Source organism: Paraburkholderia suaedae, from assembly GCF_040812055.1.
GTDB lineage: Bacteria > Pseudomonadota > Gammaproteobacteria > Burkholderiales > Burkholderiaceae > Paraburkholderia.
In genome coordinates this window covers 175189-201504 of sequence record NZ_JBFOAH010000013.1, presented here as the reverse complement: position 1 = coordinate 201504, position 26316 = coordinate 175189, and the positions used below count along the sequence as shown (strand labels likewise).

The window sequence follows — 26316 nt, the reverse complement described above, 5'->3', positions numbered from 1 at the left end:
CCCGTTGTTCGACGTCGTGGAGTTCGCACCCCATGCGCCGCCGCCCGAGGTCCCGTTGTCGATACGCTGGATACCTGCTGCAATGCCGAACGGGCCGTTCAGGTACTGCGCTGCCGCGCTCCAGGTCTGGCCGGCGGCGAAGCTGCCCGGCGTGCCGCCCAGCGCGTACGAACCGCTGAGCGTCAGACCGTGCATGTTCGGCGACGTGTAGACCAGCGAGTTGTTGACGCGGTACAACGTATCGAGCGAGTCGATATCGCCCGGGTGAGCGCCGTATGCACCGGTCAGCCACGTGGTCGGGCTGTACGGCGAGAGCAGCGTGTAGTACGCCGTGTACTGGCGGCCGGCCGTGAGCGTACCGAACGTGGCGTTGGTCATCCCCACCCATGCCTGACGGTTGAACGCGAGACCCGACACGCCCTGCGCGCCGGTTGCGCTGTTAAAGCCCTGCTCCAGCTGGAAAATCGCCTTGGTGCCGCCACCCAGGTCTTCCGAGCCCTTCAGGCCGAAACGGCTGCCAGCCCAGATGCCGTTGATCATCTTGACCTGCGAACTGCCGCCCGGGGACGGCCTGGCCGACGCCGCGCCTGATGTCGGGCTCAACGTCGTCGCGCTGTTCTGATAGCCGATACCCGTATCGACGATACCGTACAACGTCACGGTGCTTTGTGCATGCGCGCCCATGGCGACCAACCCCATGGCCGAAGTGACCAGTGCCTTTTTCATTGCTACTCCTCTGTTAAAAGTTTTTCTTTGTTCGCGGCCCGATGAGAGCGCCGCCGAGTGTGCGTTTATACGTTGTCCGAATCAGAACACTGGGTGTCCGTTGATCAGGCTGGGCAGCCACGTCGAGAACCACGGCACATAGGTCACAATATTGATCGCGCTGAAGATAGCCAGGTAATACGGCCATGCCACCTTGGTGGTTTCCCCAATCGACACATTGCCGATCGCGCAGCCAATGAACTGCACGGAGCCGATCGGCGGATGCACGAGGCCCAATGCGCAGTTCAGCAGGATCATGATGCCGAACTGCACCGGACCCACGCCGTTGTGCATCGCCATCGGCAGGAACAGCGGCGTGGTGATCAGGATGTGCGCCGCCATGTCGACAAACGTGCCAAGGAAAATCTGGATCAGGTTGATGTACAGCAGCATCAGCCAGGGCAGCACGGTCGCACCGTCGAGCATGTGTTCGATCGCGTCCGGAATCTCCAGAAAGGCCATCTGGAAGCGCAGCATGTTCGACACGCCGATCAGCAACAGCACCACGCCGGTGGTCTTGGCCGCTTTCGACAGCGCGTGGCTGAGCTTCTTCATCGACATCGAGCGATACACGACGATCGTGAGAATCAGCGAGTAGCCGACGGCAATCGCGGCGGCTTCGGTCGCGGTGGCGATGCCTTTCGCGACGCACACCAGAATGATCGCGATCACCATCAGACCCGGCAACGCGCCGATGAATGTGCGGCACACCGCCATCCAGCCCGGGAAGCGCTGCAGTTCGGTGGAACCGTCGGGACGGCGCGGATAGCCGTACTTGACGGCTTGCCAGTAAGCGGCGATCAGCACCAGACCCATCACCCACAGCACCGGCAGCAGACCGGAGAACAGCAGATCGCCGATGGACACACCGCTCATCTGTACGCCATTGAGCGTGCCGGTGATGCCCTGCGCCGCGAATGCATAGATGATCATGTTGGTCGACGTGGGCATCAGCGCGCCCACCAGCGACGAATGGGTCGTGACGTTGACCGCATACGCGGCGCAGTAGCCTTCGCGCTTCATCAGCGGTATTACGACGCCGCCCATCGCGGAGGTGTCCGCGGTCGGCGAGCCCGATACGCCGCCGAACAGCGTGCAAGCAACCACGTTGGCCATACCCAGGCCGCCGCGGAAATGCCCGACCGTGGCCTGCGCGAAACGCAGGATACGGTCCGCGATGCCGCCGTGCAGCATCAGTTCGCCCGAGAAAATGAAGAACGGCACTGCGAGGAACGAGAACGCATTCATTCCCGAGATCATCGACTGGAACGCGGTTGCCGCCGGCAAGCCTTCGAACAGATACGTCAGGACGCACGACAATCCCAGCGCAAACGAAACCGGAACCCCGAGAAGAAGGAATACGAGAAAACTGATGGCCAGCAGGGCGAGTTCCATGATCGTTCTATTTTTGTTTCTTTGCGAAGAGCGCGAGCAGGTGCTCGAACGAGAACATTGCGATGCAAACGCTGGCAACCACCGGGATGCAGTACCGCAATGCTTCGGGCAAACCGAGAATCGGAATATGGTCTTGCCGGGTGGTGATCGCCATCTCCAGGCAGCCGAAGAACACCGCCACGGCGAACGCGACCAGACACAAATGCTGGAATCCCGCCGCGATGGCCTGGCCTTTCTCCGGCAAATTCTTGACGAGCGAGTCGAGCCCGATATGGCCGCTTTCGCGAACCTTCAGCGCCGCGCCGAACATGGCGATCACGATCACCAGCAGCAACGCGATGGGCTCGACGAAATCGGGTGCATCGCTGAAGACGTAGCGCATGACGACGCTATAAATCACCAGCACACAGAGCACGGCGAGGCTTGTCGATGCGACAACGGCCAGCGCGCGAAAAAGAAAATCGTTTGGGCGCTTCAGGAAACTCATTGACCCCGTCCTTGCTCACGGCAGATCTGTCTTTAAGAATCAGCAATCCTGCTCGACTCAACCGGCGCAGCAGCTCGCGCGGCGCAACAGCCTGCGCGACTTTCCGCGCGGCTGCTTGCGCCACTGCCACTGCCCGGCCGCAACGCGGACCCTACTTGACTGCCTGAATTTCGTCGACGAGCTGCTTCATTTGGGGGGTCTTCTCATACTTCGCCCAGACCGGCTGCATCGCCTTCACGAACGACGCGCGATCGATCTGCGACGAAGCAACGATGGTCGCGCCGCCCTTGGTGACCGTCTTGGCCGCGTCCGCTTCGCGCGCGGTCCACAGCTTTTCGTAGTAAGGCACCGAGTCGGCCGCCGCCTTCTTGATGATGGTCTGTTCCTGCGGCGTGAGGGTGTCCCAGATCTTCTTCGAGAACACCAGCACTTCCGGCGTCATCGAATGCTGGGTTTCCGAATATACCGGCGCGACTTCGAAGTGCTTTGTTTCTTCGTAGGACGGAATGTTGTTTTCCGCGGCGTCCACCAGACCGGTCTTCAGGCCCGTATAAACTTCGGCGAACGGCATCGGAGTCGGCGTGCCGCCCATGGCCTTGATTTCGTCGACCATCAGGTCCGAAGGCTGAACGCGCACCTTCAGGCCTTTCATGTCGGCCGGCGAATGAATCGGCTTCTTCGTGTAGATGGAACGGGCGCCGCTCTCGTAGAACGTCAGCGCGATCATGCCCTTCGCCGAGAACGCGTCGAGGATCTTCTGGCCTTCCGGGCCATACATCACCTTGCGGAAATGGCCGATGTCGCGAAACAGGAACGGCAGCGACGGGATCATCGATTCAGGAACGATTTCGTTGAACGCGGCACCGTTGGCGCGCGCCATGTCCAACGCGCCGATACGCACCTGGTCGATCGTGTCGTTTTCGGAGCCCAGCGCGCTGTTGCCGAACACCTTCACCGAATCCTTGCCACCGGTTGCCTTGTTGATCTCTTCACCCATGTACTTCACGGCCATATTGGTCGGATAGGTGTCGCCATGCACGTCCGAAACGCGGAACACGCGCGCTTGAGCCGACACGGCGGTAAACGCCAGCGCGGCCGCGACCATCATCGACACACGGGAAGAGGCAAACTTGTTGTTCATCGTGACATTCCTTGAAAAATTGACCCTCCAATCGATTGCGGAGGGCCGCTTGCGGATGCGACATGTTTTGATGCGTCTCCCGACTCGGCGCCGCAGCGTGTTCCGCTAGCGAGCGCGTTGCCATACTGGCCTGTGCGACTGTCCCCGGCACAGATGCTCAGTACTCCTACCAGACCGCTTCACTTCTCTTGCTCGATCACGTGGGCGCGAGATCGCGGACCGCGTGTGGCGCGCTGCAACCGCCCCGTCGCCCGCCATCTTAAAATTTAAAGAAAGGATTTTGTCGGGGCTTATACGTTGTACGACGACATACGAAGAAGTCTATAAAACGCTGTCGGAGTTGTACAGACAGTATTTACCCGCACCATCGACGGCCCCGGCAGGGATGGCGGTGTGTCCGTCAAGCCGGGTCCGCTTAACGAGGAAAGAAGGGGAGCATCATGCCGGCCCCGCCGGCGCCCTCGTTTTCTGGACGAAGTCGCTGCCGCTGTGGCCTATAAGCGACAGCGTTGTACGATGAGTGATGAAGAACGCGCATTATGCAAAGCAAAACGCCGGGCTGAACCGCTGCCCGGCGCTCACTACCCTGCGTCCGCCCCTACAGAACGCCCGCGAATTCAGGCTCCGGCAAGCCGGTCACACCGGGACGCAACGCGAAGACATGACCGTCGTGCTCGCTCGCGCCCGCGCCGGGGCGAATCGAGGTGACATACAGCGTATCCATGTCCCGCCCGCCGAACGCGCACATCGCGGGCTTGGTGGGCGGCACCGGGACTCGCCTGTCGAGCTTGCCCTGTGGCGAGAAGCGCAGTAACAGGCCGGCGTCGTTCGCGCAGATCCAGTAGCAGCCGTCCGCGTCGACCGCTGCGCCGTCGGGACGGCCGGCGTGATGATGCAGATCGGCGAATACGCGCCGGTTGCGCGGCACGCCGGATTCGATGTCGTAGTCGAATGCCCAGATCAGCCGGCGCAACGGGTGCGAGTCCGACAGGTACAGGGTCGTGCCGTCCGGCGACCAGCCGAGGCCGTTTGGCGTGATCAGCGCATCGACCACCGGCGCGGACAACACGCCATGCGCGTCGAAGCGGTACAGCGCGCCGGCCGGATTGGCCGCCGCCATGTCTTGCACCATCGTGCCGGACCAGAAACGCCCTTGCCGGTCGCAGCGACCGTCGTTAAAGCGCATGCCGTCGACGCCGAACGCCGGCGCGGCGAGCTTGCGCATGCTGGCCGCGAGCGCTTCGCCGCTGCCGCCTTGCGGCGCTTCGCTCAGCGTGAGCGCAAAGAGCCCGGTCTCGCAACCCGCCAGCACCGTGCCGTGACGGTCGAACGCGATGCAGGCGACCTGCTCGTGCAACAGCCATTCCGAGCGCTCGCCCGTCTCGACGCGCAGCCGCACGATTTTTCGCGCGGGGATGTCGACCCAGTAGAGCGCCTGTTCGGCCGCGCGCCACACCGGACTTTCGCCGACCGTCGCGGGCGTGTGCCCCGCGGCTTCGAGTCGTTCCACGCGCGGATTGAGCGTGGCGCTCACCGCGTCGGCTCCATCGGACCGGCGAGCACGAACGGGCCGCCCTGGAACCGTTGCGTCGGATCGTCGAAGTGGGTGTCAGGGGCGCCGGCCGGGAACAGATGCTCGAATTGCGCCGAGCTGTCCTGCGCACGGAAGCCGAGGAACGCCGCCTTCGTGTTGTCCACCCATGAGACCCGGTTATTCGACACGCCATAGACAATCGCGTGGCCGACCCGGTTGGTCAGCAGCGAGCAGCGCACCAGCTCGATGAAGTCGCGGTAGCTCAGATACGTGACGAGCATCCGGGGGTTCTTCGGCTGTTCGAACGACGAGCCGATCCGCAGGCACACCGTCTCCAGGCCGAAGCGGTCGAAGTAATAGCGCGACAGCGATTCGCCGAAGCATTTGGTCACGCCATACAGGCTATCGGGACGCAGCGGCGCGTCCACATCGATCACCGAAGTCACCGGATGGAAGCCCACCGCATGGTTCGAGCTTGCGTAGATGATGCGTTTCACGCCCTGCTTCTGCGCCGCCGAGTACAGGTTGTACAGGCCGCGGATGTTCGCTTCGAGCAGGTCTTCGAACGGCGCTTCGACGGAAATGCCGCCGAGATGGATCACCGCATCCACCCCTTCGAGCAGCGCGAGAACCGCGGGTTCGTCCGCGAGGTCGACGACGCTCGCTTCTTCATGTGCCGCGATTTCCCCGAGCGGCGCGATGTCGGTCACGCGAACCACATCGACCCACGCGGCGAGCGCGCCGCGCAACTGTTTGCCGAGGTTGCCCGCGGCGCCGGTGAGCAGCAGGCGGCGGAAAGGTTTGGGTGCCGCGGGGCGTTCAGCGTTCGAGTCAGTCATGTCTTTCTGTTATCTACTGTTATGTGATGTGCAGCTGGACAGCGCGGAGCAACGGGGGAGCCGCGCGGTCAATCAGGTGACCGGCGCGGGGTTGAACAACACCAGCGCGTTATGCAGCTTCAGCTTTTCCGCGCAGGTCTGTTTGCGCCCGCTGGCGACGTCGAGCATCAGACGGAACAGCTCCCAGCCGACCTCTTCGATGGACGCGGCACCCGTGGCGATCGTGCCGGCATTGACGTCCATCAGGTCATGCCAGCGGCGCGCCAGGTCCGAGCGCGTCGCGACCTTGATGACGGGGACTTCGGCGAGGCTATACGGCGTGCCGCGGCCCGTCGTGAACACGTGCAGATTGATGCCCGCAGCGAGCTGCAGCGTGCCGCAGATGAAATCGCTGGCCGGCGTGGCCGCGTAGATCAAGCCCTTCTGGCGGACCTTTTCGCCGGGCGACAGCACGCCGGAAATCGCCGAATTGCCGGACTTGATGATCGAACCCATCGCCTTTTCGACGATATTGGACAAGCCGCCCTTCTTGTTGCCCGGCGTGGTGTTCGCGCTGCGGTCGGCGCCGCCGCGCTTCAGATAATCGTCGTACCACTGCATCTCGCGGATGATCGCGGCCGCGACGTCCGCATTGGCGGCGCGCGCCGTCAACTGATCGACTCCGTCGCGCACTTCGGTGACTTCCGAGAACATTACCGTTGCGCCGGCGCGCACCAGCAGGTCGGTGGCGAAACCCACGGCGGGGTTCGCGGTGAGTCCGGAGAACGCGTCGCTGCCGCCGCATTGCACGCCGACCACGAGATCGGACGCGGGGCAGGTCTCGCGACGGCGGTTGTTCAGGCGCTTCAGATGGCCCTCGGCGGTGCGCATGATCGATTCGATCATCGACTGGAAGCCGACGTGCGACTCGTCCTGCAGCACCACCACGTCGCCGTTCGTATCGGCCTCGACATCGCCGATGTCCGCGATTTCCGCGACATTCGCGGCGGCCGCGATCGGAATCGTGCCCGGCGGCATCAGCCGCTCGGGCTGCAGCTTTTCGCAGCCGAGGCTGACCATCATCACCTCGCCGCCAAAATTCGGATTCAGCGCGATGTTGCGCACGGTGCGGATGGGCACCATCGCATCGGGCGCGTCGATCGCCACGCCGCAGCCGTAGGTGTGGCCGAGGCTCACCACGTCGTCGACATTGGGGTAGTTCGGCAGCAGCTCGGCCTTGATGCGCGTGACCGCGTGCTCGACCACGTCGGCCACGCATTGCACGGTGGTGGTGATGGCAAGTATGTTGCGCGAGCCGACCGAGCCGTCCGCATTGCGGTAGCCCTCGAACGTGTAGCCTTCCAGCGGCGGCATCTCTGGCGCCTTGATGGTGGCGATCGGCAGGTCGTCGAGCGCGGGCGGGCTCGGCATGCGGATCACGTGTTCGTTGATCCAGCTGCCCGTGGGCAGGCTCTTGAGCGCATAGCCGATCACCACGTTGTAGCGGATGACCTCGTCGCCTTCGGCCAGGTCGGCCAGCGCGACCTTGTGGCCCTGCGGCACGCGCTCGCGCAGCACCAAGCCATCGGGGAAAACGGCGCCCTCGCCCAGACCGCCGTCATTGACGACGATCGCGACGTTGTCATTGGGGTGAACGCGAATGTAGAGCGGAGATTGTTCCATTGCATCGATCCTTTTGGCCTCGGTACGCCTGCTGCGCGAGTATTCATACGTCATCCTACAACATTGGACTTGGCGAAGCTGTTCCGTATTTACCCTAAGGCAACGATCATGCCGCGAAAACATCGTTGAGTTACCTGATTCGTTGTTGTACGATGACGTATAAGAAATCTCCATTTCGATTGAAATACTACTAATCGGCTCGTACCCACGCCCGGATACTCACCATGACGACACCGCAGGAACTCAAGCAGATCGTTTCAGAAGGCCTCCTGTCCTTCCCCGTTACCGACTTCGACGCACAAGGCGATTTCCGCGCCGACACGTATGCACAACGCCTCGAATGGCTCGCACCGTATGGGGCTTCGGCGCTGTTCGTCGCCGGTGGCACGGGCGAATTCTTCTCGCTCACGCACGACGACTATTCGAAGGTCGTACGCACCGCAACCGAAGTCTGCAAAGGCAAGGTGCCGATCCTGGCCGGCGCCGGCGGCCCGACGCGCGTGGCCATCGCGTACGCGAAGGAAGCCGAGCGCCACGGCGCGAACGGCATTCTGCTGATGCCGCACTACCTGACGGAAGCCTGCCAGGAAGGTATCGCGGCGCACGCGGAAGAAGTCTGCAAGGCTGTGCCGAACATGGGCGTGATCATCTACAACCGCGCCAACTCGAAGCTCAACGCCGACATGCTTGAAATCCTGGCGGAGCGCTGCCCGAACCTGATCGGCTTCAAGGACGGCGTGGGCGAGATCGAAAACATGGTGACGATCCGCCGCCGTCTGGGCGAGCGCTTCTCTTACCTGGGCGGCCTGCCGACCGCGGAAGTGTACGCCGCGGCCTACAAGGCGCTGGGCGTGCCGGTGTACTCGTCGGCGGTGTTCAACTTCATTCCGAAGACCGCGATGGACTTTTACCGCGCCATCGCGGCGGACGACCACGCAACGACCGGCAAACTGCTCGACGAATTCTTCCTGCCGTACCTGAAGATCCGCAACCGCCGGGCGGGCTACGCGGTCAGCATCGTGAAGGCGGGTGCGAAGCTGGTCGGACATAGCGCCGGCCCCGTGCGCGCACCGCTCACCGACCTGAGCGGCGAAGAGATGGAACAGCTCGACGCGCTCATCAAAAAGCTCGGAGCGCAGTAATTCACCGGCGCGTTTGCCCGGCGAAGACCCGGCAGACGCATGCGAAAAGGCCGCGCGAACGGCCACGCAACGTGCGCCCGGGGACGGTTACGTCGCCGGGCGTTTCCAGTCGCGCGACGGACGTTGCACGCGGCCGCCCGCTGCTTCGTGCGAACGCGCGGGCCGCGCGCGGCGCTTCATGCGCAGCAGCAGCCTCGTCTGTCATCGCAAGATGTCGGCCAGCTTGTCGGCCAGCGGGGAGCCCCCGCGTTGCATAACAATTTCAGGAGATGACCATGGATCTGAGCCGCACGGCGAACCCCGCCGCCGCAGCCACGCGCACCAAAGTCCGCTACGCGATCCTGCTGCTGATCTTTCTGATCACCACGCTCAACTACGCCGACCGCGCGACGCTCTCGGTGACCGGCTCGGCGATGCGCACCGCGTTCGGCTTCGACGCGATCCGCATGGGCTACATTTTCTCGGCGTTCAGCTGGGCCTACGTGTTATCGCAACTGCCGGCCGGCTGGCTGCTGGACCGCTTCGGCGCGCGGCGGGTGTACGCCGCAAGCATCTTCCTGTGGTCTGTCTTCACGCTGCTGCAAAGCTCGATCGGCCTGCTCGGCAGCGCGGGCGCCGCCGTGACCGCATTGTTCGTGTTGCGTTTCGCGATGGGCGCCGCGGAATCTCCAGCGTTTCCGGCCAACGCGAAGGTGGTCGCGAGCTGGTTCCCGACCAACGAACGCGGCACCGCGTCGGCCATCTTCAATGCGGCGCAATACTTCGCGGCCGTCGTGTTCACGCCGCTGATGGCGTGGCTCACGCACGCGTTCGGCTGGCAGGCGGTCTACGTGGTCATGGGCGCGCTGGGACTGGTGCTCGCGCTGACGTGGCTGAAGGTCATGAAGAATCCCGCCGACCACCCGCGCGTGTCGGCTGCCGAACTGGAGTACATCCAGCGTGGCGGCGGCGTGGTCACCGGCCACCAGAGGACGCGTGCGGCCAACATCGAGAACGCCGGCGGCTGGTCCCTGGTGCGTCAGCTGCTCGGCAACCGAATGCTGGTCGGCGTCTATGTCGCGCAGTACTGCATCAACGTGCTGACCTACTTCTTCCTGACCTGGTTTCCGATCTACCTGGTGCAGGCGCGCGGCATGACGATCCTGCAGGCGGGCCTCGTGGCGTCGCTGCCGGCGATCTGCGGTTTCTCCGGCGGCGTGCTGGGCGGCGTGCTTTCGGACGGGCTGATCCGGCGGGGCTGCTCGCTGACGGTCGCGCGCAAGGTGCCGATCGTCGGCGGAATGCTGCTGTCGGTGAGCATCATCGGCTGCAACTATGTGTCGACCGACTGGATCGTGGTCGCACTGATGTCGCTCGCGTTCTTCGGCAAAGGCATCGGCGCGCTCGGCTGGGCGGTCGTGGCCGATACGTCGCCGAAGGAAGCGCTCGGCCTGTCCGGCGGCATCTTCAACATGTTCGGCAACGTAGCCGGCATCGTGACGCCGATCGTGATCGGCTACCTCGTCGCGCGCACCGGCTCGTTCAACGGCGCGCTGGTGTTCGTCGGCGCCAACGCGCTGCTTACGGTGTTCAGCTACCTCGTGATCGTCAAGGACATCGAGCGCGTGGAGCTGCGCCCGGCGTGATCGACGCGGTTATCGTATTTCCCGAGGCCCTGAGGCGAGGGCCGTGGCCGCTGCCGCGCGTCCTGCGGCGCTTCGCGCGCGGCAGTGCCAGGCGCCGAAAATGATCCCGCATTGATATAATCAGTCGTCAGACGACGGTATAATGAATTGCAGGGCGTATCTGCAACTATCTGATGGAAGGGGCGTTTTCGATGGCTACACCACTGTCGTCCGCGGCACCGCCACGACGCGCTCGCAATCTTGCGGAGTTCGTCGTGAGCTACGTCACCGAGCAGATCGCAACCAACGCGCTCAAGCCCGGCGACAAGCTGCCGACCGAATCGCAACTGATGGTCACGCTGGGCGTGAGCCGCACGGTGATTCGTGAAGCCATTTCGCGCTTACAGGCAGGCAAGGTCATCGAAACGCGGCATGGCATCGGCAGCTTCGTGCTGGAGCCGCAGCGCGAAAAGCTGGGGATCGATATGGTGCCCGCCACCACGCTGCGCGATGTGCTGTCCATCCTCGAACTGCGCATCAGCCTCGAAACGGAGTGCGCGGGGCTCGCCGCGCAACGCGCGAAGCCGGACGACCTTGCACGCATGCGCACCGCGCTCGACGCGATCGAAGCCACCCGCCACAACGGGCTGGATAGTGTCGATGCCGACCTGCAGTTCCATATCTCGGTCGCGCGCGCCACGGGCAACCGCTATTTCGTCGACATTCTCACGCAAATGGGCAGCGCGCTGATTCCGCGCAACCGGCTCGACTCGGCCGGCATCGCGCGCGCGGCGCCGGATGCGTATTTGTCGCTCGTCAATCTCGAACACGAAAGCATTCTCGAAGCGATCACGCGGCACGACGCCGACGGCGCGCGCGCGGCGATGCGCATGCATCTGTCGAATAGCCGCGAACGCTTGCGGCGCGCGAACGAAACCGCTGAGGCCAATAGCTGAGCAATTGGCCGAAGGCGGGTTCAGGTTCGCGCTGCGCGTACGCAGCAGGCAAAAAATGGCCGGGGAGTCTTACTCCCGGCCATTTTTTATTCGGCTTGCGCTCGCAGCGCCGTGATCATTCCACTTGCGCCCGCAGCCCGATGATCCATCAACGCTGCGAGCCATCGTCCGTCGTTAACCGCGCGTGATCTCGCCGTCGCGACGACGCCACAGGTCCAGCGGATTGCTATCGGCCAGTGCTTCGGGCAATAGATCCGCCGGGAAGTCCTGGTAGCACACCGGGCGCAGAAAGCGCTCGATCGACGTCGTGCCGACCGACGTCGCGCGGGTGTCCGACGTAGCCGGGAACGGCCCGCCGTGCACCATCGCGTGCGATACCTCGACGCCCGTCGGGTAACCGTTGACCAGAATCCGCCCGGCCTTGCGCTCGAGAATCGGCACGAGCTTCTTCGCGGCCGCGATATCCGCGCTGTCCATCTGCAGCGTCGCGGTCAACTGGCCGGCAAAGTGCTCGGCCACCGCCAGCAGTTGCTGCTCGTCCTTGCAACGCACGAGGGTCGACACCGGGCCGAAGACTTCGTCTTCCAGCGCCGGGTTCGCGAGGAAGGTCTGCGCATCGGTCACGAACAGCGCCGCGCGCGCCTGGGTCGGGCCGGTCGGCTCGACGCCGTGCGCCACGGCCTCGACGCCGCGGGTCGCCGCCAGCTTGCGCTCGCCGTCCTGATACGCCGCGTGGATGCCGGCCGTCAGCATGGTCTGGGCCGGCTTGCCGCCCAACGCTTCAGACGCCGCGGCGACGAAGCCCTTCAGCGCGTCGCTGTCGATCGCGATTGCAAGACCAGGGTTGGTGCAGAACTGGCCCGCGCCAAGCACGAGCGAATCGACGAAACCGCGCGCGATGCTGTCGCCTCGTTGCGCCAGCGCGTTCGGCAGAATGAACACGGGGTTGATGCTGCTCATTTCCGCGTAGACTGGAATCGGCTCGGGGCGCGCCGTGGCGACGCGCATCAGCGAGGTGCCGCCCGCGCGCGAACCGGTGAAGCCGACCGCCTTGATCTCCGGATGCGACACCAGCGCTTCGCCGACCAGATTGCCGGCGCCGACGATCAGCGAAAACACGCCTTCCGGCAGGTCCATTTCCTGCGAGACGCGCTGAATCACACGGCCGACCATTTCCGACGTGCCGAGGTGTGCGCGATGTGCCTTCACCACGACCGGGCAGCCCGCCGCGAGTGCGGCAGCCGTATCGCCGCCCGCCACCGAGAACGCGAGCGGGAAATTGCTCGCGCCGAACACCGCCACCGGACCGAGCGCGATTTTCTGCATGCGCAGATCCGAGCGCGGCAGCGGCTTGCGCTCCGGCAGCGGCGAATCGAGCGTGGCGGCGAGCCATTGACCGGCGCGCACCACCTGCGCGAACAACTTGAGCTGGCCGGTCGTGCGGCCGCGCTCGCCTTCCAGACGCGCCTTGGGCAGGCCCGTTTCCTGGTGCGCGCGCTCGATCAGAGCGTCGCCCAGTGCGGTGATACCGTCGGCAATGCGTTCGAGGAATTCGGCGCGCACCGTGAGCGGCAATGCCCGGTATGGGTCGAACGCCTGGTGCGCGAGCTGGCACGCGCGCTCGACCTGGGCGACGCCGCCGCTGCCGAAAACCGGCTCGGCGATCGCCGAACCCGTGGCGGGATTGAACGCATGCAGGGGTTGTTCTTCGCCGCGCACTGCCTGGCGGCCGATCAGCATTTCGCCGGTGATGGACATTTGACTTCCTTAAATGAACTCGTGGATATAGGTCATCATACAACGTCACGCGCCGTAAGCGCAACGTCGAGGGCTTGTCTGACGGCGCATTCGGGTTTACGTGGCCGTTACAACCGGCCAACCCGGTGATAATCTCGCCAAGACGTACGACGACCTATAACGCCGTGTGAATCCGCCACCGCTCGCCCGATCCATTGCCGTTCGAGGAGATATCGCATGCCAGCCGTTACGCCTTACCAGGCCCTGCCCAACCGCTTCCGCCGCGCCGTCCGCGCGGGCGAGACCCAGATCGGCTGCTGGGCGTCGCTTGCCAGTCCGATCGTCACGGAACTGCTGGGCGTGATCGGCTTCGACTGGATGCTGCTGGACGCCGAACACGCACCGAACGACGTGCTCACACTGATCCCCCAGCTGATGTCGCTCAAGGACAGCGCAAGCGCGCCGGTGGTCCGGCCGCCGGCCAACGACAGCGTGTTCATCAAGCGGCTGCTCGACAGCGGCTTCTCGAATTTCCTCGTGCCCTTCATAGAAAGCGGCGCGGACGCGGCCCGCGCGGTCGCCGCTACGCGCTACCCGCCTCAAGGCATTCGCGGCGTGTCGGTGAGCCATCGCGGCAACCGCTTTGCGACCGTGGCCGACTACTTCCAGCAAGCCAACGAGAATGTCTGCGTGATCGTGCAGATCGAAAGCCCCAAGGCCGTCGACTCGATCGACGAGATTCTCGCCGTGGACGGCGTCGATGCCGTGTTCGTCGGCCCGTCGGATCTCGCGGCCGGCTACGGTCATCTCGGCAACGCGAACCATCCGGACGTACAACGGGCGATTGCGCGTGTGTTCGAGCGCGCGCAGGCCGCCGGCAAAGCGAGCGGCATTCTCGCGCCAGTGCAGGCCGACGCCGAGCGCTATCTGGCGATGGGCTGCCGCATCGTCGCGGTCTGCGCGGACATGGGGCTTCTGAAAAACGCCGCGCAGACGGTTCAGAAACAGTTCATGCAAAAACCGGCGGGCCAGAGCTGAAGCTGGGGCTGCGCCACGCGTAGGTCAGTTGCAGATACGGCCGCCACGACATTTTCGGAGCATTCCATGCAAAAAGCAGGCTTTATCGGACTCGGCATCATGGGCAAGCCCATGGCCGCCAATCTTCTCAAGAACGGTGTCGCGCTCGCGGCGTTCACGCGCAGCGGCGTGCCGGACGAACTCACCCAGGCCGGCGCGCTCGCGTGCGACAGCCCTGCCGCGGTCGCCGCGCAGGCCGACGTGATCTTCATCATGGTGCCGGATACGCCGGACGTCGAACGCGTGCTGTTCGGCGAACAGGGGCTGGCCAGCGCGCTGCGTGCCGGGCAAACCGTGGTCGACATGAGCTCCATCTCGCCGATGGCCACCCGCGAATTCGCGGCCCGTGTGCGCGAGCGCGGCGCGGAGTACCTGGACGCGCCGGTGTCGGGCGGCGAAGTGGGCGCCAAGGCGGGAACGCTGACCATCATGGTGGGCGGCGAACCCGCCACCTTCGACAGCGTCAAGCCGCTGTTCGACATGATGGGCAAGAACGTCACGCTGATCGGCGCGGTCGGCGCCGGCCAGGTGTGCAAGGTGGCCAATCAGGTGATCGTCGCCGCGACGATCGAAGCGGTCGGCGAGGCGCTGCTGCTCGCGTCCAGGGCCGGTGTCGATCCGGCGCGCGTGCGTGAAGCGCTGATGGGTGGTTTTGCGTCCTCGCGCATCCTCGAAGTGCACGGCGAGCGCATGACCCGGCGCACCTTCGACCCGGGCTTTCGCATCGAGCTGCATCAGAAGGATCTGAACCTGGCGCTGTCCACCGCGCAAGCGCTCGGCGTGTCGCTGCCGAACACCGCGACCTGCCAGGCGCTATTCAATGCGTGCGTCGCCCACGGCGGCAAGGCGTGGGATCACTCCGCGATGGTGCGGGCGCTCGAAGTGCTGGCCAACCACGAGATCGGCCAACAGCCGGCTTAAAACCTCACGCGGCCGACCGCAGCGCCGCCCGGTTCGTTCCATGCAGGTGCGGACCGCGCGGCGTGTGCGTGCGGGCGCGGCCTGAGCGCGCTTCTTATTGACAACAACGGCTGTGTCATCCTCGGCCGCTCCTTACAAATATTTAGGATTACTGATCTCGATGTTGAAGGACGGCGTGCATGGCCCCTCTTCCCCCGCAGCATCCACGATTACTGACAACGCCCAATCAGGGCAAGGAGACATCCGTGACAAACCGGCATCGCAATAACGGCAAGCGGACCGCATCGAGCACCCCGAACCCGACCGAACCGCACTCTCCCGCGCGCCGCGCGTTCATCGTACTGGCCGGCACGTCCGCCGGCGCAACCCTGCTGGGCGGGCTATCCGCGTGCGGCGGCTCGGTCAGCGAGCCGGCCGCGCCCGCGCCGGCCGCGCCGCCGGTGGTGCAGGACCCGATCTGGGGCAGCTCGGGCGCCGCGACGCAGATCGTCGCGTCGCTCAAAGGCATCACCCAGTCCATGTTTCCCGCACGCGACTACGTGGTCACCCAGTACGGCGCGCAGCCCTGCTCCGTAGTGGCCGCGGCCAATCCGTACACGGGCGCCGCGTCGCTTGCGAGCCCCGGCTCGGCACAGACCAATGCCGCCGGCTCGTTCGATTCGCGGCCCGCCTTTCTCGCCGCGATTCAGGCCTGCAACGCGGCGGGCGGCGGCCGCGTGGTCGTGCCGTCGGGTACGTGGTACTGCGCCGGTCCGATCGTGCTGTTGAGCAACGTCAACTTTCACCTCAGCGCGAACTTCACGATCTACTTCAGTCCGAACCCAGCCGACTACGCGAAGGATGGCCCCATCGACTGCGGCGCCAACGGCAAACTGTTCTATAGCCGCTGGCAGGCCAACGATTGCCTGAACTATGGCTCGCCGGTTTATGCGCGCAACCAGAACAACATCGCGCTGACCGGTGAAGATGCGAGCTCCGTGCTCAACGGCCAGGCCATGACGCCGTTCGCCGGCACGGGCAACACGGCGACCTGCTGGTGGACTTTCAAGGGATCGAACGGCGCGTATGGCTGCGTGAGTTCGTCGACACCGTCGCAGGTTTATCTCAATCCCAACAACGTCGATCTGAAGACCGCCGCGCCGGGCATTTCCGACGCGCTCTACGCGCAACTGACGAGCCCCGTCACGCCGTGGCAGGAGGACCAGAACTATCTGCCCGCGCTGTCCGAGGCCGGCGTGCCGGTCGCCAAGCGGATCTTCGGGGTCGGTCATTACCTGCGGCCGTGCATGGTCGAATTCCTCGGCTGCACCAACGTGCTGATGGAGAACTACTGCACCAACAACACGCCGTTCTGGCAGCATCACCCGACCGCTTGCAAGAATGTGGTGATTCGCGGCGTGACGACCAACAGCATCGGCCCGAACAACGACGGCTTCGATCCGGACGCGTGCGACAACGTGCTGTGCGACGGCGTCACCTTCAACACCGGCGACGATTGCATCGCTATCAAATCCGGTAAGGATCTCGACACCCAATACGGCCCCGCGCAAAACCACGTGATCCAGAACTGCACGATGAATAGCGGCCACGGCGGCATCACGCTCGGCAGCGAAATGGGCGGCGGCGTGCAAAACATCTACGCGCGCAATCTTCAGATGCTCAATCAGAACTGGGCGACCAATCCGCTGAACATCGCGATTCGCATCAAGACGAACATGAATCGCGGCGGCTTCGTGAAGAACTTCTATGTCGATACGGTCACGCTGCCCAACGGCGTGAGCCTGAAAGGCGCGGGCTACGGCAGCGCGTTGCTGAGCGGCAGCCCGATCAACGGCACGGTGCCGCTCGGCGTGGCCACGAAGACGGCGGCCAATCCGTCGGCGGCGCAGGGCGGGCTGATCACCTTCGACTGCGACTACCAGCCGGCCAACGACGCCATTCGCACGCGTCCGGCGGTGGTGCAGAACGTCAACATCTCGAACGTGCAGGCCAGCAACGTGACCGCAAACGGCGCGACGGGCTCGTGCTTTCAGGCGATCGTCGCACAGGGGCCCGTCGCTTTCGACTACAACGGGCCGACGCCGGCGCCGACCGTTCCGCCGATCACCGGCGTCACGATCTCGAACTGCAATCTGGGCACGGCCGTGTGCGCCGGACCGGCTAGTGCGACTACACCTGGGCCGATCTACGCGTACAACGTCAACGGCATCACGTTGAACAATGTCGTGATCGGCTCGACGACCTACAACACGACGGTCGTCGATCAGCGGTAAGTGTGAACCCGGCGGGGCGAAGTGCATTCGCCCCGCTTTTCATTGCGCCGCAGTCATGCAGGCCCGGCAGCATTCGACCGCGCCGCACAGAGTCGCGAATTTGACCCGGCAAAACCAGCCCCGAAACGAAAGCGGCGCCCAATTCCGGGCGCCGCCTTTTCGTCCTGCACGCGCGCCCGGCCTCGCCGAGCGCCACCCGCCATCGCTTACTTCGCACCCGCCGAAGCCGTACCCGTCGTGCTCCACTTCGGCTCGGGAATCCTGCCGGGATTTCTCGCCAGCACGCACACCACGACCGCAGCGATCAGGTCGAACACGGCCAGCACCACGAACAACGGGCTATAGCCGATCTGCGTAACCAGCACGCCGAACAGTGCGGTGAACGCCGCCGCGCCGAGATACCCGGCCATGCCGCCCATGCCTGTTGCAGTGGCGACTTCGTTCTTGCCGAACATGTCGGACGTGATCGCGTACAACGCACCCGAGAGCGTCTGGTGCGCAAACCCGCCGACGCACAGCAACGCCACCGCCACGTACGGACTCGCCACCAGGCCGACACACGCCGGTCCGATCATGAACAGCGCGCCGACCACGAACACCATCTTGCGCGACGTGAACAGCGAGACCTTCGCATATTTGTGGAACAGCGGGCTCAGATAGCCGCCCAGCACGCAGCCGACGTCGGCGGCGAGAAACGGCATCCATGCATACAGCGCGACTTCCTTCAGATTCATGTGGCGCTCGGTCATCATGTAGAGCGGAATCCACGCGTTGAATGTCTGCCAGGCCGGCTCGGACAGAATGCGCGGAATCCCGATGGCCCAGAAGTCGCGGCTCACCAGCATCGCGCGCCAGTTGCGCCTGGGGGTGCTGGCGTCGTCGCTATGCCTGGCTTCCTGCCCGCTGAGGATGTAATCGCGCTCCTGCGCGCCGAGCAGCTTTTGCTTGCGCGGATGCTTGTACAGCACCATCCACAGCACGCTCCACACGATCCCCGCGACGCCGACGATCACGAACGCCAGTTGCCACTGCCCGCGCAACAGCGCCCACACCACCAGCGGCGGCGCGAGCAAGGCGCCGATCGACGAACCGATGTTGAACCAGCCGATCGCCACGGAGCGTTCCCTGGCCGGAAACCATTCGCTCGTCGCCTTTACGCCCGCCGGAATGCCGGCCGCTTCCGCCACGCCGAGCAGGCCGCGGAAAACCGCGAGGCTGCGCCAGCCTGTGGCCCACGCGGCCGCCGCGCACGCCAGCGACCAGGCAAGCGCGAACGCCGCGAAGCCGAGCTTGGTGCCGACGCTGTCGAGCACGAAGCCCGCGACCGGCTGCATGAACGCATAGCAGAGCTGCCACGCGACGACCACATGAGCGTACTGCTCGGTGGTGATGTTCAGGTCCTTCATCAACGTCGGCGCAGCGACCGACAGCGTATTGCGCGCGAGGTAATTGATGATGAGCCCGGCTGCGACCAGACCGACCATCCACCAGCGGATACCTTTGACTTTCATGACTCTCTCCTCCTGATGCCGCGCCGCTCAGAGCGGCCGTGCCCCTTGGGGCGCGCAATCGTGCGCACCCGTGTCGTCGCGCGAATAGTCGATACCGACGAAGCTGCCGCCCTGGAAGCGTTGACCGAGCGCGTCGAGCGGATTGGGCCGCGCCAGGATCTCCGCGGCGTAGTCTTCGGCATTCTGGGTCGGCTGATAACCGAGACGCTCGGCGCCGCTGTTGTCCCACCAACTGCGCGTGTTGGCCGACACGCCCCAGACGGTCAGGAAGCCGACGTTCTCCGCTTCGACGCAGCGCTCGAGGAAGTGCATCAGATCGCGATGACCGAACCACGTACTCAGGTGGCGCGGCTCGGTCGGCCGTTCCAGGCAACTGCCGATGCGCACGCAGACGCTCTCGATCCCGTGCTTGTCCCAGTACATGCGCGCGAGCGCTTCGCCCCACACCTTGCTCAGGCCGTAAAAGCCGTCCGGGCGCAGTTCGCAGTCGAGGCTGAGCCGCTCGGTAACCGGATACATACCGCTCGCGTGATTCGAGCTGGCGAATACGATGCGCTTCACGCGTTGCCGGCGCGCGCCCTCGTACACTTCGACGAGGCCACGCAGATTGTTCTCGATGATTTCGGGCAGCGGGCGCTCGACGCTCGTTCCCGCGAAGTGGATCAGCACGTCCACGCCTTCGAGCAGCCGATCGACGACCGCCGGATCGCGCAGGTCGCCGTGCATCACGTCCTCACCTTCGACCAGAGGCGTCAGCGCTTTCGAGCCGGCCGCCGAACGCAGCGGCGTGCCGCGCGCAATCATGGCGGCGCGCACGACGGAGCCGAGCTGGCCGCCTGCGCCGCTCAGGGCAATCTTTTTCATGAGGGGTTCCTTTACTGCGCTGCGCGCAATAGAACGGGGTAGAACTGGCGGTGGTGCCACGACAGAGGGTCTCTGCACCAACCGCATGTTGTACGATAACGTACTATCGGCGATGCGAAAGCGGATTTCAACTCGGCATTTACCCTTGGTGCGACGAGGTTTAAAAGAGGATTTTCTCTTGCAAGTTGAAGACAGCACACATTTATTTATATGACGTCGTATCAGTGGGCGAGCTTAATCCTGAGCCCCGCTGCCGCGTAACCGCGCCAGCGCGTGTCACGGAAATTCCGGAGGCAGCGAGCCGCCCTGCGAACCGGCTTGCCCAGGCGCTCGAGCGCGCGAAACCGTGGCGAGGCTGCATTGCTGCAGCGCGGTCGATTGCCGCAGTCGCAGTGCGGGCACGTTGTGCGGACCCCGCACGTCCATCAGGGAAAACCCATACCCATCAGGCGTTCGCAGCCAAAAAACGCTCATTCCACCTAACACAAGATGGTCTTTTGACGCACGTCGCGGCGCAGCAAAAACCCCGGCCATCCCCTACGCTTGCGCCATCTGCTCGCCGCAGTGCGCACCGACACCGGTCGACGCGCGTAGTCCGCCCACGCGGCCCTCACGCACACACGCTCATGAACTCCGCTCTATCGGCATTCGATCTCGCCCGCATCCAGTTTGCGTTCACCGTCTCGTTTCACATTGTGTTTCCGGCGCTCAGCATCGGCCTCGCCAGTTTCATCGCCGTGCTCGAATGGCGCTGGCTGAAAACAGGCAAGGCGTACTACAAAGACCTTTGCCTGTTCTGGTCGAAGATCTTCGCAGTGGCCTTCGGCATGGGCGTCGTCTCCGGCGTCGTGATGAGCTATCAGTTCGGCACCAACTGGTCGGGCTTCTCCAGTTTCGCGGGCCCCGTCACCGGCCCCTTGCTGATGTATGAAGTCATGACCGCGTTCTTTCTGGAAGCGGGCTTTCTCGGCATCATGCTGTTCGGCTGGCAGCGCGTAAGTCCGCGCGCGCACTTCGGCGCCACGCTGATGGTCGCGATCGGCACGCTGATCTCCACCTTCTGGATTCTCGCCTCCAATAGCTGGATGCAAACGCCGCAAGGCTTCAAGGTCGTGAACGGCCATGTGGTGCCGCTCGACTGGTTCAAGATCATTTTCAATCCGTCGTTCCCGTACCGGCTCGCACATATGGCGCTCGCCGCGTTCATCGTCGCGGCGCTGGTGGTGGCGGCCGTCGGCGCATGGCATCTGCTGCGCGGCCGGCGCGATCCGGCCGTGAAGAAGATGTTCTCGATGGCGCTCTGGCTGCTGTTGATCCTCACGCCGATCCAGGCGTTCGTCGGCGATCAGCATGGTCTGAATACGCGCCAGTATCAGCCGGCCAAGATCGCGGCGATCGAAGGTCTGTGGGACACCGAGAAAGGCGGCACCGCGCTGAACCTGTTCGGCATTCCCGATATGAAGACCGAGACGACGCGCTATGCCGTGTCGGTTCCGCATCTGGGCAGCCTGATCCTCACGCATAGCTGGAATGGCGAGATTCGCGGCCTCAAGGAATTCGCGCCGCAGGATCGTCCCGACTCGACCGTGGTGTTCTGGAGCTTTCGCATCATGGCCGGGCTCGGGGTCCTGATGATCGCCATGTCGCTCGCGGCCTGGGCGCTGCGCCGACGCGCACGTCTGTTCGAAGCGAAGTGGTTCCAGCGTTTCACGGTCGCAATGGGGCCGAGCGGCTTCATCACATTGCTGGCCGGCTGGGTCACCACCGAAGCCGGTCGCCAGCCGTGGGTCGTGTACGGCGTGATGCGCACCTCACAGGCGGTGTCGCCGTTGACCACACAGCAGGTCGGTATCTCGCTGATGACCTTCATGGTGGTGTACTTCCTCGTGTTCGGCACCGGCATCTACTACATGCTCAAGCTGATGCGCTCGGGTCCGGCGCTGCCGGGACACACGCCGGATGGCGTGCCGCGCCACGAACCCACCCGGAGCGCGCGCCGCCCGCTGTCCGCCGCCGATCGACTGATCGACGCGGCCTGACCCCAACCCAACCGCTTGCGAGAAAAAAATGGATGTTACCGTCGTATGGGCCGCGATCATCGCGTTGGGCCTTTTCATGTACGTCGTGCTGGACGGCTTCGATCTGGGCATCGGCATCGTCTTTCCGTTCTTCCCCGACGAGAAGGAGCGCGACCTGATGATGAACACAGTCGCGCCGGTGTGGGACGGCAACGAAACCTGGCTGGTGCTCGGCGGTGCGGCGCTGTTCGCGGTCTTTCCGGCGGTGTATTCGACCGTGCTGTCCGCGCTCTATCTGCCGCTCGTCTTCATGCTCGTGTGCCTGATCTTTCGCGGTGTGTCGTTCGAGATCCGCGCCAAAGCCAATCGCACGAAACATCTGTGGGATCTGGCGTTCATCGGCGGCTCGGCGGGAGCGGCGTTCTTCCAGGGCATCGTGCTGGGTGCGTTCCTGCAAGGCATCCCCGTGATCGACGGCAGCTATGCCGGCGACGCCTTCGGCTGGCTCACGCCGTTCAGTCTGCTCACCGGCCTCGGGCTCGTCGCGACCTATGCGCTGCTCGGGTGCAGTTGGCTCGTGACGAAAACCGAAGGCGATCTGCAACGCCGGCTGCATCGCGTGCTGTGGCCGCTCACGCTGGTGCTACTCGGCTTCATCGCACTAGTCAGCCTTTGGACGCCGCTGCAGGACCCGACGATCGCGCAACGCTGGTTCAATGGCGGCCTTTTCTACCGCTTGTTGCCGGTGCCGTTCCTCGTCGCGATCTGCGCGTTCTTCATGCATCGCGCCGTGCGTGAGCGGCATCACAACACGCCGTTCGTGCTCGCGCTGCTGCTGGTGCTGCTCGGCTACGCCGGTCTGCTCGTGAGCCTGTGGCCGTATGCGATTCCGTCGAGCATGACGCTGTGGGAAGCCGCCGCGCCGCGCTCCAGCCAAACCTTCACGCTGGCCGGGGCAGCGGTGATTCTGCCAGTCATCATCGCATATACGACGATGGGTTATTGGGTCTTTCGAGGCAAGGTGCGTCATGGCGACCAACATCACTATCACTGAGCGCCGCGGCCTGCCCGCCGCTCGTCAACCGCTCGCGGCACGCACGCGCAGATTGCCGGGCTGGCTATGGTTCATCGCGCTATGGTGCTTCGGCGTCGCCTCGGCGATGTCGCTCGGATTCGCGTTCAAGCTCCTGATGAATGCGACACTGTTCGCAGTCAAATGAGCGCGGCCCAGACGCGATCGAGACACGGCCGGAGCTTGCTTTGAGCCGGCCCGCAAAATCCGCCTGAAGCCGCCCGCACGGCTTGAAAAAAATGCCCGCGCGGCTCGTCTACGTAGCAAGCCGGAACCTATGCGCGCACAGACCTGCCTTACACATGTGGTGGCGCCTGAGAGCAATGGGCGAACGCAACCATGCAGCGCCACTTGCGCGGGCCGTCTGCCGCCGCAAGGCGCGCCGCGCTGCCGGGTTGGCGCGGCGAGCTGCGGGAAGCCGGCCATGATGTGGTTCACGAGAACAGAAGCACAACGAAACCGTACTACGGCGGTTGTCCAAACGCGCAGGCCCGACTCGCGGAGACATCATGAAGTTTCTTGTGGCCGACGACCATGAACTGATCCGGCAAGGCGTCAAGGGTATGCTGCGCGGTCTCGATCCCGACGCGCAGTTCGACGAAGCCGAGAGTTGGGAAAGCCTCGCCGCCGCCGCGCGGCCCGACGCCGATCACGATCTTGCGATCGTCGATCTGCATATGCCGGGGATGAGCGGCGCCTCTTCACTCGAAGCGCTGTTGAAGGCGAACCCCGCGCTGCCCGTGGTCGTGCTGTCCGCCGAGGAATCGCCGGACGAAATGCGCGCGGTGCTGGCCGCCGGCGCGCTGGGTTTCGTGCCGAAGCGGCAGCCCGCCAGCGTGATGCTCAAGGCGATCGAACTGGTGTTGTCGGGCGGCGCTTATGTGCCGATGGAAGCGTTGAGCCTGCTCGGCTCGCGTGAAACGCAGGCGGCGGGCGGGCGTGGCGATGGGGCTTCGACGGGACTCGCCGGATTGCCGGGTGCCGATGGCAGCGGCCAGAGCGGAGCGACGCTCACCGAACCTGTTACGCAGGTGCCGTCCTTGCAGCCGCATCAACAGCATCTGCTGGAAAATCTGTCGCCGCGTCAGCAGGACATCATGCGACTCGTCCATCGCGGCTGGACCAACAAGATGATCGCGCGCGAGCTAGGCGTCGCGGAAGGCACGGTCAAAGTGCATCTGTCGGTGATCTTCCGGGCGCTCGGTGTGCATAATCGGTCGACGGCGATCGCGGTCATCAACGGGTGGCTGGAAGCAGGGAAGATCCTTTAAGGGTTCTGCCGAGCGGTTCCCTGCTCCTGCGATTCGCCCGGCGCCTGAGCGTGCGAGCCGCTCCTCGCGGCTCCGAGCGTCCTGCTCGCCGCGTCCTCAAATCGCGCGAGGCGTCGCGCCGGCGCGCGCGTCGTCGCCGCTCGCGTGGTCACGCAACGCCATCGTCGCAGCCACCCGTCCCTTATCCAGTTCCGCCTGTTGCCACAGCATCTCCAGCGTGCGCCGCAAGCGCGCGGGCGTCACCGGCTTGTGCAGCACGGGAATGCCTTGCAAAGCAAGCGCCGCCAACTCCGCCGACGCCATGTCGCCGGTAATCAGCAAGGTCACCACATTGTCATGCCCCGCCTTCGCGAGTACGCCGCGCACCGCCGCGAGCGCCTGCGGGCCGGTCCGATGATTCGCCAGCTGGTAGTCGCACAGCACCGCATCCGGCACGAAGCCGTTTTCGAGCGCCGCGATCGCCTCGGCCTCGTCGCGCGCGCCGAGGACGATGCAACCCCATCGCCCCAGCAGGCTCGCCAGGCCTTCGAGAATCGATGCCTGGTCGTCGATGCAGAGCACGCGCCGCCCCCGCGCGGACGGTCCGCCCGCCACCGTTTCGTTCAGGCTCGCGACGATCCCGCCGGAGTCGCCCGCCTGCACCGGGAAGCGGAATACGGACCCGCGCCCCGGTGCCGAGCGCAGTTGCAGTTCGCCGCCGAGCATGCCGACCAGCCGCTTGACCGTCGGCAAGCCCAGGCCGTGGCCCTGGCGCGCGTCGCGTTGCGGATTGGCGACCTGATAGAACTCTTCGAAAATGCGGTCATGTTCTTCCGCCGGAATGCCGATGCCCGAATCGCGCACCTCGACGTAGCCGCACGACGCCCGTCCGGCGCGGCGAACGCCCAGCCAGATCGCACCTTGCTCGGTATAGCGCACCGCGTTCGACAGCAGGTTGCTCAGCACGCGCTCGAGCAGCACCGGGTCGTCGTAGACGACCATCGCGGTCGGCGCGATGCGCAGCGCGAGTCCCTTGGCCGCGGCCTGCGGGCGGTATTGACTGCCAACCCGCTCGAACAGTTCGGAAAGCCTGAAATGCAGGCGCATCACCTGGGTCACGCCACTTTCGAGCCGCGCGAGATCGAGCACCTGGTTGAACAGCTGATTCAGCGCTTCGACGTTATGGACGATGTGCTCGGCGGTTTTGGCGTGCTGCGCGGGCGTCGCCGTGGGGTCGTCGAGCGACGCCGCGAGCAGGCCGATCGCATGCAGCGGCTGGCGCAAATCGTGGCTCGCGGCGGCGAAAAAACGCGTCTTCGCGAGACTGGCCTCTTCCGCGACCTGCTTCTGCGCCGCGAGCGATTGTGCCAGGTACAGCTGATCGACTCGCGCCTGCACGACCTGGCGAAACAGCTTTCGATAACTCATCGCGTACACGTTGATCGCACAAAAGAAAAACGCGAGGACGATCGCAAGGATCGTGCGGTCGAACGTGTGCGAGCCGAAGTGCAGCACGATCGACGGAAACAGCAGGAATGGAATCGCGGTGGAAAAGTTCAGGAGGTCGAAACCGTTGGACATGAACACGCCGGCCGCGAGCGTGACCAGCATCACCGTATGCAGCAACGGCAAATCGGTTTGAGGGCTTTGGAATGCGAACCACACCGCGAGGCCTGGCGCGCTGTAGAGCAGCACGCCGCGCAACGCGTGCAGATAAATCCAGCCGCGCGGCGCGAGCAGATTCGCATAGCGGCGGTTGAAGATCCACAGCCCGAGGCTACCGCAATTGGCGGCCGCATAGAAACTGAAGCACGCGATGAACAGCGGCGGCGACGGGATTTTCGGCCAATAGATCGCCACCAGCACCGCGATGGAAAACCAGTGCGAGAAGAAGGCGATCGGGTCCTGCGCGTACAGCACACGCACCAGGTCTTCATCGATGGCACGCTGGATCGGATCGGCCCGCATCGCGCGGTCTCCTTGTCGGGCACGGCAACTTCAGGAGGGCGCGCAAGCCTCGCGGGTTGGGCGGCATGGGCGGGGCGAACCACGCTCGGCGCGCGGCCGG

General features: G+C 64.5%; 20 protein-coding genes and 1 pseudogene. 10 read left to right on the top strand and 11 right to left on the bottom strand.

Translation table 11 applies throughout. From position 1 onward, the window contains the following. The 7 genes from ABQJ48_RS19335 to garD all read right to left on the bottom strand — a co-directional run. Nucleotides 1-726 (bottom strand): porin (locus ABQJ48_RS19335; RefSeq protein WP_367839611.1); only part of this gene is annotated, 726 nt, incomplete at its 3' end. An 81-nt stretch (nucleotides 727-807) separates the two neighbouring features. Next, nucleotides 808-2160: a TRAP transporter large permease gene (locus ABQJ48_RS19330; protein ID WP_367839610.1), complete on the bottom strand. Its 1353-nt coding sequence runs from the start codon at nucleotides 2158-2160 to the stop codon at nucleotides 808-810. A gap of 7 nt (nucleotides 2161-2167) precedes the next feature. Then, nucleotides 2168-2647, bottom strand: a complete 480-nt coding sequence (locus ABQJ48_RS19325; RefSeq protein WP_367839609.1) for a TRAP transporter small permease — start codon at nucleotides 2645-2647, stop codon at nucleotides 2168-2170. A gap of 151 nt (nucleotides 2648-2798) precedes the next feature. Then, on the bottom strand, nucleotides 2799-3788 hold the full coding sequence (locus ABQJ48_RS19320; protein ID WP_367839608.1) for a TRAP transporter substrate-binding protein: 990 nt from the start codon (nucleotides 3786-3788) through the stop codon (nucleotides 2799-2801). 598 nt (nucleotides 3789-4386) lie between these two features. Continuing rightward, complete coding sequence (locus tag ABQJ48_RS19315) at nucleotides 4387-5322, bottom strand: SMP-30/gluconolactonase/LRE family protein (protein WP_367839607.1); 936 nt, start codon at nucleotides 5320-5322, stop codon at nucleotides 4387-4389. After that, the gene (locus tag ABQJ48_RS19310; RefSeq protein WP_367839606.1) at nucleotides 5319-6161 is read right to left on the bottom strand and encodes an NAD-dependent epimerase/dehydratase family protein; all 843 of its coding nucleotides are present in this window, start codon (nucleotides 6159-6161) and stop codon (nucleotides 5319-5321) included. Before ABQJ48_RS19310 ends, ABQJ48_RS19315 begins: the two co-directional genes overlap by 4 nt. Nucleotides 6162-6233: 72 nt before the next feature. Next, nucleotides 6234-7823: a galactarate dehydratase gene (gene garD, locus ABQJ48_RS19305; protein WP_367839605.1), complete on the bottom strand. Its 1590-nt coding sequence runs from the start codon at nucleotides 7821-7823 to the stop codon at nucleotides 6234-6236. A gap of 224 nt (nucleotides 7824-8047) precedes the next feature. On the opposite strand from garD, the gene kdgD reads away from it, so the two are divergent. From kdgD to ABQJ48_RS19290, 3 genes are all read left to right on the top strand, one after another. Continuing rightward, nucleotides 8048-8965, top strand: coding sequence for a 5-dehydro-4-deoxyglucarate dehydratase (kdgD, locus tag ABQJ48_RS19300; RefSeq protein WP_367839604.1), 918 nt, complete (start codon nucleotides 8048-8050; stop codon nucleotides 8963-8965). 275 nt (nucleotides 8966-9240) lie between these two features. Further along, entirely contained in the window at nucleotides 9241-10590 is a 1350-nt protein-coding gene (locus tag ABQJ48_RS19295) for an MFS transporter (protein WP_367839603.1), read from the top strand. A 191-nt stretch (nucleotides 10591-10781) separates the two neighbouring features. Further along, complete coding sequence (locus tag ABQJ48_RS19290; RefSeq protein ID WP_367839602.1) at nucleotides 10782-11525, top strand: FadR/GntR family transcriptional regulator; 744 nt, start codon at nucleotides 10782-10784, stop codon at nucleotides 11523-11525. A 174-nt stretch (nucleotides 11526-11699) separates the two neighbouring features. Here ABQJ48_RS19290 and ABQJ48_RS19285 read toward each other — a convergent pair whose 3' ends face one another. Then, nucleotides 11700-13283, bottom strand: a complete 1584-nt coding sequence (locus tag ABQJ48_RS19285) for an aldehyde dehydrogenase (NADP(+)) (RefSeq protein WP_367839601.1) — start codon at nucleotides 13281-13283, stop codon at nucleotides 11700-11702. Nucleotides 13284-13499: 216 nt separating this feature from the next. On the opposite strand from ABQJ48_RS19285, the gene garL reads away from it, so the two are divergent. The 3 genes and pseudogenes from garL (at nucleotide 13500) to ABQJ48_RS19270 (ending at nucleotide 17533) form a co-directional block, all read left to right on the top strand. Next, complete coding sequence (gene garL / locus ABQJ48_RS19280) at nucleotides 13500-14300, top strand: 2-dehydro-3-deoxyglucarate aldolase (protein WP_367839600.1); 801 nt, start codon at nucleotides 13500-13502, stop codon at nucleotides 14298-14300. A gap of 54 nt (nucleotides 14301-14354) precedes the next feature. Continuing rightward, nucleotides 14355-15260: pseudogene (locus ABQJ48_RS19275) on the top strand (2-hydroxy-3-oxopropionate reductase); the annotation flags it as partial. 335 nt (nucleotides 15261-15595) lie between these two features. Further along, nucleotides 15596-17533: a glycoside hydrolase family 28 protein gene (locus tag ABQJ48_RS19270; protein ID WP_473094158.1), complete on the top strand. Its 1938-nt coding sequence runs from the start codon at nucleotides 15596-15598 to the stop codon at nucleotides 17531-17533. Between the two features lie 206 nt (nucleotides 17534-17739). Here the strand turns inward: ABQJ48_RS19270 and ABQJ48_RS19265 are convergent, their stop codons facing one another. Both ABQJ48_RS19265 and ABQJ48_RS19260 read right to left on the bottom strand, forming a co-directional pair. Next, nucleotides 17740-19044, bottom strand: a complete 1305-nt coding sequence (locus tag ABQJ48_RS19265; RefSeq protein ID WP_367839598.1) for an MFS transporter — start codon at nucleotides 19042-19044, stop codon at nucleotides 17740-17742. 27 nt (nucleotides 19045-19071) lie between these two features. Next, nucleotides 19072-19908 (bottom strand): NAD-dependent epimerase/dehydratase family protein, encoded by an 837-nt coding sequence (locus ABQJ48_RS19260; RefSeq protein WP_367839597.1) that lies wholly within the window; start codon nucleotides 19906-19908, stop codon nucleotides 19072-19074. A 626-nt stretch (nucleotides 19909-20534) separates the two neighbouring features. Between ABQJ48_RS19260 and ABQJ48_RS19255 the strand changes: the two genes are divergently transcribed. The 4 genes from ABQJ48_RS19255 to ABQJ48_RS19240 all read left to right on the top strand — a co-directional run bounded on the left by ABQJ48_RS19255 (nucleotide 20535) and on the right by ABQJ48_RS19240 (nucleotide 24269). Beyond that, entirely contained in the window at nucleotides 20535-21947 is a 1413-nt protein-coding gene (locus ABQJ48_RS19255) for a cytochrome ubiquinol oxidase subunit I (RefSeq protein WP_367839596.1), read from the top strand. 28 nt (nucleotides 21948-21975) lie between these two features. Continuing rightward, nucleotides 21976-22980, top strand: coding sequence for a cytochrome d ubiquinol oxidase subunit II (gene cydB / locus ABQJ48_RS19250; protein WP_367839595.1), 1005 nt, complete (start codon nucleotides 21976-21978; stop codon nucleotides 22978-22980). Continuing rightward, nucleotides 22955-23146 (top strand): hypothetical protein, encoded by a 192-nt coding sequence (locus ABQJ48_RS19245; RefSeq protein WP_367839594.1) that lies wholly within the window; start codon nucleotides 22955-22957, stop codon nucleotides 23144-23146. Before cydB ends, ABQJ48_RS19245 begins: the two co-directional genes overlap by 26 nt. 361 nt (nucleotides 23147-23507) lie before the next feature. Then, nucleotides 23508-24269, top strand: coding sequence for a response regulator (locus ABQJ48_RS19240; protein WP_367839593.1), 762 nt, complete (start codon nucleotides 23508-23510; stop codon nucleotides 24267-24269). Nucleotides 24270-24365: 96 nt separating this feature from the next. On the opposite strand, the gene ABQJ48_RS19235 is transcribed toward ABQJ48_RS19240, so the two are convergent. After that, complete coding sequence (locus ABQJ48_RS19235) at nucleotides 24366-26216, bottom strand: ATP-binding response regulator (protein WP_367839592.1); 1851 nt, start codon at nucleotides 26214-26216, stop codon at nucleotides 24366-24368. Nucleotides 26217-26316 lie beyond the last annotated feature (100 nt).

What these genes read in the sequence shown, in the direction of transcription:
- ABQJ48_RS19235 (WP_367839592.1), bottom strand. Translation starts at nt 26,216, where the DNA reads ATGCGGGCCGATCCGATCCAGCGTGCCATCGATGAAGACCTGGTGCGT.
- ABQJ48_RS19330 (WP_367839610.1), bottom strand. Translation starts at nt 2,160, where the DNA reads ATGGAACTCGCCCTGCTGGCCATCAGTTTTCTCGTATTCCTTCTTCTC.
- garD (WP_367839605.1), bottom strand. Translation starts at nt 7,823, where the DNA reads ATGGAACAATCTCCGCTCTACATTCGCGTTCACCCCAATGACAACGTC.
- ABQJ48_RS19320 (WP_367839608.1), bottom strand. Translation starts at nt 3,788, where the DNA reads ATGAACAACAAGTTTGCCTCTTCCCGTGTGTCGATGATGGTCGCGGCC.
- ABQJ48_RS19285 (WP_367839601.1), bottom strand. Translation starts at nt 13,283, where the DNA reads ATGTCCATCACCGGCGAAATGCTGATCGGCCGCCAGGCAGTGCGCGGC.
- ABQJ48_RS19265 (WP_367839598.1), bottom strand. Translation starts at nt 19,044, where the DNA reads ATGAAAGTCAAAGGTATCCGCTGGTGGATGGTCGGTCTGGTCGCAGCC.
- garL (WP_367839600.1), top strand. Translation starts at nt 13,500, where the DNA reads ATGCCAGCCGTTACGCCTTACCAGGCCCTGCCCAACCGCTTCCGCCGC.
- kdgD (WP_367839604.1), top strand. Translation starts at nt 8,048, where the DNA reads ATGACGACACCGCAGGAACTCAAGCAGATCGTTTCAGAAGGCCTCCTG.
- ABQJ48_RS19245 (WP_367839594.1), top strand. Translation starts at nt 22,955, where the DNA reads ATGGCGACCAACATCACTATCACTGAGCGCCGCGGCCTGCCCGCCGCT.
- ABQJ48_RS19240 (WP_367839593.1), top strand. Translation starts at nt 23,508, where the DNA reads ATGAAGTTTCTTGTGGCCGACGACCATGAACTGATCCGGCAAGGCGTC.
- ABQJ48_RS19260 (WP_367839597.1), bottom strand. Translation starts at nt 19,908, where the DNA reads ATGAAAAAGATTGCCCTGAGCGGCGCAGGCGGCCAGCTCGGCTCCGTC.
- ABQJ48_RS19255 (WP_367839596.1), top strand. Translation starts at nt 20,535, where the DNA reads ATGAACTCCGCTCTATCGGCATTCGATCTCGCCCGCATCCAGTTTGCG.
- ABQJ48_RS19295 (WP_367839603.1), top strand. Translation starts at nt 9,241, where the DNA reads ATGGATCTGAGCCGCACGGCGAACCCCGCCGCCGCAGCCACGCGCACC.
- ABQJ48_RS19290 (WP_367839602.1), top strand. Translation starts at nt 10,782, where the DNA reads ATGGCTACACCACTGTCGTCCGCGGCACCGCCACGACGCGCTCGCAAT.
- ABQJ48_RS19325 (WP_367839609.1), bottom strand. Translation starts at nt 2,647, where the DNA reads ATGAGTTTCCTGAAGCGCCCAAACGATTTTCTTTTTCGCGCGCTGGCC.
- ABQJ48_RS19310 (WP_367839606.1), bottom strand. Translation starts at nt 6,161, where the DNA reads ATGACTGACTCGAACGCTGAACGCCCCGCGGCACCCAAACCTTTCCGC.
- cydB (WP_367839595.1), top strand. Translation starts at nt 21,976, where the DNA reads ATGGATGTTACCGTCGTATGGGCCGCGATCATCGCGTTGGGCCTTTTC.